The organism is Vibrio sp. 10N.286.55.E10, from assembly GCF_002872555.1.
GTDB lineage: Bacteria > Pseudomonadota > Gammaproteobacteria > Enterobacterales > Vibrionaceae > Vibrio > Vibrio crassostreae.
The window spans coordinates 45339-51338 of record NZ_MCSD01000005.1 but is presented as its reverse complement, the minus strand read 5'-3'; the positions used below and the strand labels follow the sequence as shown (position 1 = coordinate 51338).

The 6000-nt window shown below is 43.5% G+C and carries 5 protein-coding genes; all 5 read right to left on the bottom strand.

What is annotated here, in order from left to right; genetic code table 11:
- Positions 1–405: 405 nt before the first annotated feature.
- On the bottom strand, positions 406–1182 hold the full coding sequence (locus BCV39_RS05020) for a phosphoadenylyl-sulfate reductase (RefSeq protein WP_102433533.1): 777 nt from the start codon (positions 1180–1182) through the stop codon (positions 406–408).
- A complete protein-coding gene (gene cysI / locus BCV39_RS05015) occupies positions 1175–2902 on the bottom strand; it encodes an assimilatory sulfite reductase (NADPH) hemoprotein subunit (RefSeq protein ID WP_102433532.1) in 1728 nt (575 codons plus the stop codon). The genes BCV39_RS05020 and cysI overlap by 8 nt, the downstream gene beginning before the upstream one ends.
- Positions 2902–4767, bottom strand: coding sequence for an assimilatory sulfite reductase (NADPH) flavoprotein subunit (locus BCV39_RS05010; RefSeq protein WP_102433531.1), 1866 nt, complete (start codon positions 4765–4767; stop codon positions 2902–2904). The genes cysI and BCV39_RS05010 overlap by 1 nt, the downstream gene beginning before the upstream one ends.
- A gap of 123 nt (positions 4768–4890) precedes the next feature.
- The gene (locus BCV39_RS05005; protein ID WP_004735813.1) at positions 4891–5121 is read right to left on the bottom strand and encodes a hypothetical protein; all 231 of its coding nucleotides are present in this window, start codon (positions 5119–5121) and stop codon (positions 4891–4893) included.
- A gap of 192 nt (positions 5122–5313) precedes the next feature.
- A complete protein-coding gene (locus tag BCV39_RS05000; RefSeq protein ID WP_102433535.1) occupies positions 5314–5979 on the bottom strand; it encodes a TIGR04219 family outer membrane beta-barrel protein in 666 nt (221 codons plus the stop codon).
- Positions 5980–6000 lie beyond the last annotated feature (21 nt).

Here is a 6000-nt window from a genome sequence, read left to right as displayed (position 1 = left end):
GCTTCTCTTCGTTGTGACTTACATCACTTCGGAAGAGGCGGCCATTCTAGCGATTTAATTCTCAGTGTCAAACACTTTTGAAAATTAATTTCTACTTTCTAAAAGTAGGAGCGAATAATCGCTTAAAGCTAGTTGCCTAACTAACATTCTGCGCTGAAGCCTTGTGGCGTCTGCCGTGTCAGTGAGGCGGCATTATAGAGATGTTCATCACATTGGCAAGTGTTTATTAAAGAAAAATGCAAAAATAACGATTACATGACGAATAAACACTCAAAGCCTTATTTATGCAACTTTAACTACAAAGTAACTACACAATAACCACAGACTTATCCACAATCGCTTTAATTTTATCCCCTAGAAACTAAAAAAAGCTGCCTTATGGCAGCTTTTTAAATAGCAATGAGTCTAAATCCCAGAACCATATTGCTCTCCATCATCTTCATGGAGACCACATTCGCGTTTCAGCCCATTAAAACGAGTTTCTTCTTCAGTCATACCCGGTTCCCACTTCTTAGTTGTATGTGTATCTCCAACAGAAAGGTAACCCTGCTCTCGAAGCGGGTGATAACCGAGACCATGCTCTTCTAGGTAATAGTGAACATCTTTATTCGTCCAATCGATTACCGGCAAAAATTTAAACACACCATTTTGAATAGATAAGATTGGCAAGTTTGCACGCGATTGAGATTGCTCTCTTCTTAAACCGGAAAACCATGTCCCAGCCTCGAGCTCATCTAACGCTCTTCTCATCGGTTCAACTTTATTAAGCTTGTTGTACTTCTCTATCCCTTCTATACCTTGCTCCCAAAGTTTTCCATATTGCGCTTCTTGCCAATTAGGGCTCTGTTGGGCACGAAAGACTTGAAGGTTTAGAGTCAACTTCTTACTTAACTCATCGATAAAGCGATATGTTTCAGGAAATAGATACCCTGTGTCCGTCAGAATAACCGGAATATCTGGTTTTGCTTGAGTCACTAAGTGCAGCATTAACGCGGCTTGAATGCCGAAACTTGAAGACACAACATGTGATCCTTCCAAGTTTTCTAATGCCCATTTAACTCTTTCTAATGCTGTTAGCTGTTCTAACTCAGCATTAATTTGCCCAAGACGAAGTATTTGCTCCGTCTTAGTCAATGCGAGTAGCTCTGCTAACTTCAATTTTGAAGCGACAGAATTATGCATGCAGATCCCTCTTGGAAATGATCACCTCTTCGATGATGCCAGCTCGGATTGTAAAATCACCGAACCCTTCATTGTCGTTGCGTTCTGTAGCCCAACGTCCCACCAGCGCATCAATCTCTTCTAAGGTCTGAGCTGATGTGATGTTCTCTTTATACATCTTAGGGATACGAGTTCCGGCCTTGTTGCCACCTAGGTGCATGTTGTAACGCCCCGGAGCCTTACCCACTAAACCAAGTTCAGCCAACATTGCACGACCACAACCGTTTGGACAACCTGTGATTCGAAGGATGATGTTATCTTCTTCTGGTAATCCATGTTTTTTCAGAATGTCTTCAACATCCGTTACAAACTCAGGAAGAAAACGCTCAGCTTCTGCCATTGCTAAAGGACATGTTGGGAAAGCCACACACGCCATTGAGTTTTTACGTTGCTCTGAAACAGCATCGTCCATCAAGCCATATTGACGCGCCAGTTTTTCAATCTTGGCCTTTTGACTCGTCGACACACCCGCAACAATTAGGTTTTGGTTTGCAGTCATGCGGAAGTCACCTTTGTGGATCTTCGCTATTTCAGCAACACCTGTTTTCAGAGCTTTACCCGGAAAATCAAGTAAACGACCATTCTCGATGAATAACGCCAAGTGGTGCTTACCATCAATGCCTTCCGCCCAACCAATGCGATCACCACGGCCAGTAAACTCATAAGGTCGGCTTTCAGAAAATTCTACGCCTGCACGCTTTTCTACTTCTGCTTTGAATACATCAATACCAACACGGTCTAGCGTGTATTTGGTTTTTGCATTCTTACGGTTTGAACGGTTACCCCAGTCACGCTGAGTCGTTACCACCGCCGCTGCTACATCTAACGTTTTATCTAATGGCACAAAACCAAAGTCGTCAGCTTTACGTGCATAAGTAGAGGTATCACCATGTGTCATAGCAAGACCGCCACCGACTAACACGTTAAAGCCCACCAACTTTCCGTCTTCAGCAATAGCAACAAAGTTAAGATCGTTAGCATGGACGTCCACATCATTTTGCGGAGGAATGACAACCGTCGTCTTGAACTTACGCGGTAGGTAGTTGCTACCAAGGATAGGTTCTTCATCCGTTGTTTCTAGTTTTTCACCATCTAACCAGATTTCTGCATAAGCACGAGTCTTCGGTAATAGATGTTCACTGATCTTTTTCGCCCACTCATAAGCTTCTTGGTGAAGCTCAGACTCAACCGGGTTTGTCGTACACAGAACATTTCGGTTTACATCACCCGCTGTCGCAATTGAATCAATTCCAATGTTATTTAGCGTTTGGTGCATCAACTTAATGTTCGGCTTCAAGACACCGTGGAACTGAAACGTTTGACGAGTTGTTAGACGAATTGAACCGTAAGAGGTACTTTCGTCTGCGAACTTATCAATCGCCAACCACTGCTTAGGGGTAATGATGCCACCAGGCATACGAGCACGCAGCATTACGTTATGTAACGGTTCGAGCTTTTGCTTGGTACGTTCGTTGCGAATATCACGGTCGTCTTGTTGATACATACCGTGGAAACGAATCAACTGAAAGTTATCAGCAGTAAAGCCACCAGTTATTCGATCTTGGAGATCTTGTTCAATCGTACCGCGTAGGTTATTACTTTCACGCTTAAGACGTTCATTGTCAGCCAAAGGTCCAAGTACTTGACCTAGCACTTCTTGCTCTATTACTTGCTTGCTCATTAGTAGACATCCCTTTGGTAACGTTTCGCTTTACGTAAATCATTAATATATTGTTCAGCTTGTTCGCGGCTCTGATTGCCATGTTTTTCCGCAATAGTAACTAACGCTTCATGGACATCTTTCGCCATTCGAGTCGCATCGCCACAAACATAAAGGTACGCGCCCTCTTGGAGCCATTGCCAAACCTGCTCTGCTTGTTCGATTAAACGATCCTGAACATAAACCTTTTCTTTTTGGTCACGGCTAAAGGCAACATCTAGCTTAGTTAGCGCGCCAGACTTAAGGTACTTCTGCCATTCAACTTGGTATAAGAAATCTTGAGTAAAGGTACGGTCACCGAAGAACAACCAGCTTTTGCCTTCAGCATCATTGTTTTCACGCTCTTGAACGAAACTGCGGAAAGGAGCGATACCTGTACCCGGGCCGACCATGATGATTGGTGTATTGTCGTCTTGTGGTAGCTTGAAGTTATTGTTGTTCTCTACAAACACCTTCACTTCGCCACCTTCTTCAAGGCGCTGAGCCAAGAAGCTTGATGCTCCACCTAAACGAGACTCTTCACCTTTTTGGTATTCAACCAGACCAACCGTTAAGTGAACTTCTTCATCCACTTCCGCTTGGCTTGATGCAATAGAATAGAGGCGCGGAGTCAGCTTACGTAACAGGCCAATTAACTCATCAGCCGATAGCTTGGTTTTCTTCTCTGCTAGTACGTCAACGATCTGAGTATTGCCCGCGTATTCACGAAGCTTGTCTTTATCTTCCACCAACTTGATTAACTTCTTGCTGCCAGATAACTCAGCAAACTTGGTCACAAGCTGAGGGTTTGAAGTGGTAATCTCAAATTTACTCACTAGCGCACTATGGATAGATAGATTGTCACCATCGACATCGACACTTTCGATGCCAGATAACCCAACCTTAGAAAGGATCTGATTCGCGAGTTCTGAACTGTTTTCATACCACACACCCAGTGCATCACCCGGTTGGTAAGTAATACCCGACTCATCAAGATCAATCTCGATATGACGAACATCTTTACCCGAGTCACGACCCGTGATCTTTTGGCTGGTTAATAGTGTCGCTGTGTATGGGGTTTGTTTGGTGTATTGCGAATGACCAGCAGCCGCTTGACCTACAGGTAATTGAACCACATCGGCTTCAGTGCCTGTCGATAGCGTCTCTTTTACTTGCTCTAATGCTTTAGCGCGCCATTCCGTTGCTGACTCTTCGTAATCAACATCACAATCAAGGCGATCGACAAACGATTTAGCACCAAGCTTAGCGAGGAAGTTATCGAAATCTTTAGCCGTTTGGCAGAAGAACTCATAGCTGGAGTCACCTAAACCAATCACACCGTATTGTAGATTCGATAATTTTGGCGCTTTCTTCGATTGAAGGAATTCATGCAACTCAATAGCGTTATCAGGGGCTTCGCCCTCACCATTGGTTGAAGCGACGAAAATGACGTGTGTCTCTTTGGCTAAGTTCTTACCTTTATAATCACTCGCATCGAAAAGCTCGACCGCGATTCCTAAGGCTTTGGCTTCTGCCTCTAGCGATTCCGCGACGCCTTTTGCATTACCCGTTTGAGAAGCGAAGATAATGCTGAGCTTACCCGCAGGCTTAGCCGCTACCGCAGCGGCCGCTTGAGCGATTGGCGCAGCAGCACCGACAGGCTGAGCTTGGCTCACTCCCCAAAGATAACCACTGACCCACGCCAGTTGCTGTGAAGACAGTTCAGAAACAGTTTGCTGAAGATGACCCAATTGTTGGTCATTAAGTGGTGCTGCTAGCCCAGGTAACTCATTAACCCCAGACTGTGCATTATTATTTTGTGAAGACTCTTTCTTATTTAAAGACATGGTCACGACATCCCTAATCATTGCGTGACGATAGATTAACCACTCCTTTTAATAACAAGAAAGAATAGAAAAGTATGTTTTATAACTTTTTGGAAGTAAAAACCGATTGAAACGTAAATTGCCTTACTGGTTTTCAATGCGTACTTGCTGAAAGCCAACCGCCATTGCTGACTTAGATGCTAGGTCTAAATCCGCGTAATGACATTCTTCACCATGAACATCAGTAAGCAGAACAAAGCCACCTCCCATATGGCGAAACTCCACAACCCAAGACCCTTCTTGAATTGAGGGCTCTATGATGGCTTCAACTAACAAGTTTTCTCTATATAAATTTCGTAATTCATTGAGTGTCATATTCCATCCCTTGCTTTGACCTCACAACATAGACCTTCTAAGAATAGACGCTAATTAGCTCTTTGTATTAAGGATGGTCGAAAGTGATGAATGTGCTAACTAATTCCAGAAAGATATAATCAATAGATATAAAAAAACGCCACTTAATAAAGTGGCGTTCTTAAAATTCGTTCTAAATTTGCTTTATATGGCCTAGAAGCGCACTTCAGCACCAGCAAACCAACCATCGACCATGACAAAGCTCTTACCTAGTTCCGAGCTAAAGAACTCATCCGAATCTAGGTCGATAACACGGTAACCACCACGCAGGGCAATTTCAGATTCTGATACTGGAATTCGGTACTGAACACCCGCCATCAAGTCAGTGCTCTTAATGCCACTGCTATCACCGAACTCCATCGTACCGATGATATCGAAGTTGGTGTCAGGAACATTTATCTCTGCGTTACCGTAGAAGCTCCACGTAAATTCATCAAAGGTTGCTTGAGTACTCGTTTTAGGCTCAATGTAGTTAGAGTTTGAGTACTGAGTGAACGTCACACCTGCATCAAAGTTCATCAGCTTGTGATCTAACAATGTGTAATAGAAGGTGTAGTCGTACTTATCGAAGGCCAATGAATCCGCATCGACAGAAGTATAGCGAAAACTAGCGTTTGGTAGCATCGGGGCATTATGCTCAAATGCGAAATACAACGAAGGAGAGTTAGAATCGTCATCTTGTCTAACTTCGTTTAACTTTGTACTTCCCCACCACATATCAGCACCGACTTTAGCCGTGTAAGAAAACTCTTCAGCAGCAGACACTGCTGAACTTAAAGATAGCATTCCCACTAAAGCAATTAATGGCATTTTATTCATTTGAGATAGCTCCAATTCCAT

Excerpts from the sequence above, each read along its gene's own strand:
- BCV39_RS05000 (WP_102433535.1), bottom strand. The coding sequence starts at position 5,979 with ATGAATAAAATGCCATTAATTGCTTTAGTGGGAATGCTATCTTTAAGT.
- BCV39_RS05020 (WP_102433533.1), bottom strand. The coding sequence starts at position 1,182 with ATGCATAATTCTGTCGCTTCAAAATTGAAGTTAGCAGAGCTACTCGCA.
- cysI (WP_102433532.1), bottom strand. The coding sequence starts at position 2,902 with ATGAGCAAGCAAGTAATAGAGCAAGAAGTGCTAGGTCAAGTACTTGGA.
- BCV39_RS05005 (WP_004735813.1), bottom strand. The coding sequence starts at position 5,121 with ATGACACTCAATGAATTACGAAATTTATATAGAGAAAACTTGTTAGTT.
- BCV39_RS05010 (WP_102433531.1), bottom strand. The coding sequence starts at position 4,767 with ATGTCTTTAAATAAGAAAGAGTCTTCACAAAATAATAATGCACAGTCT.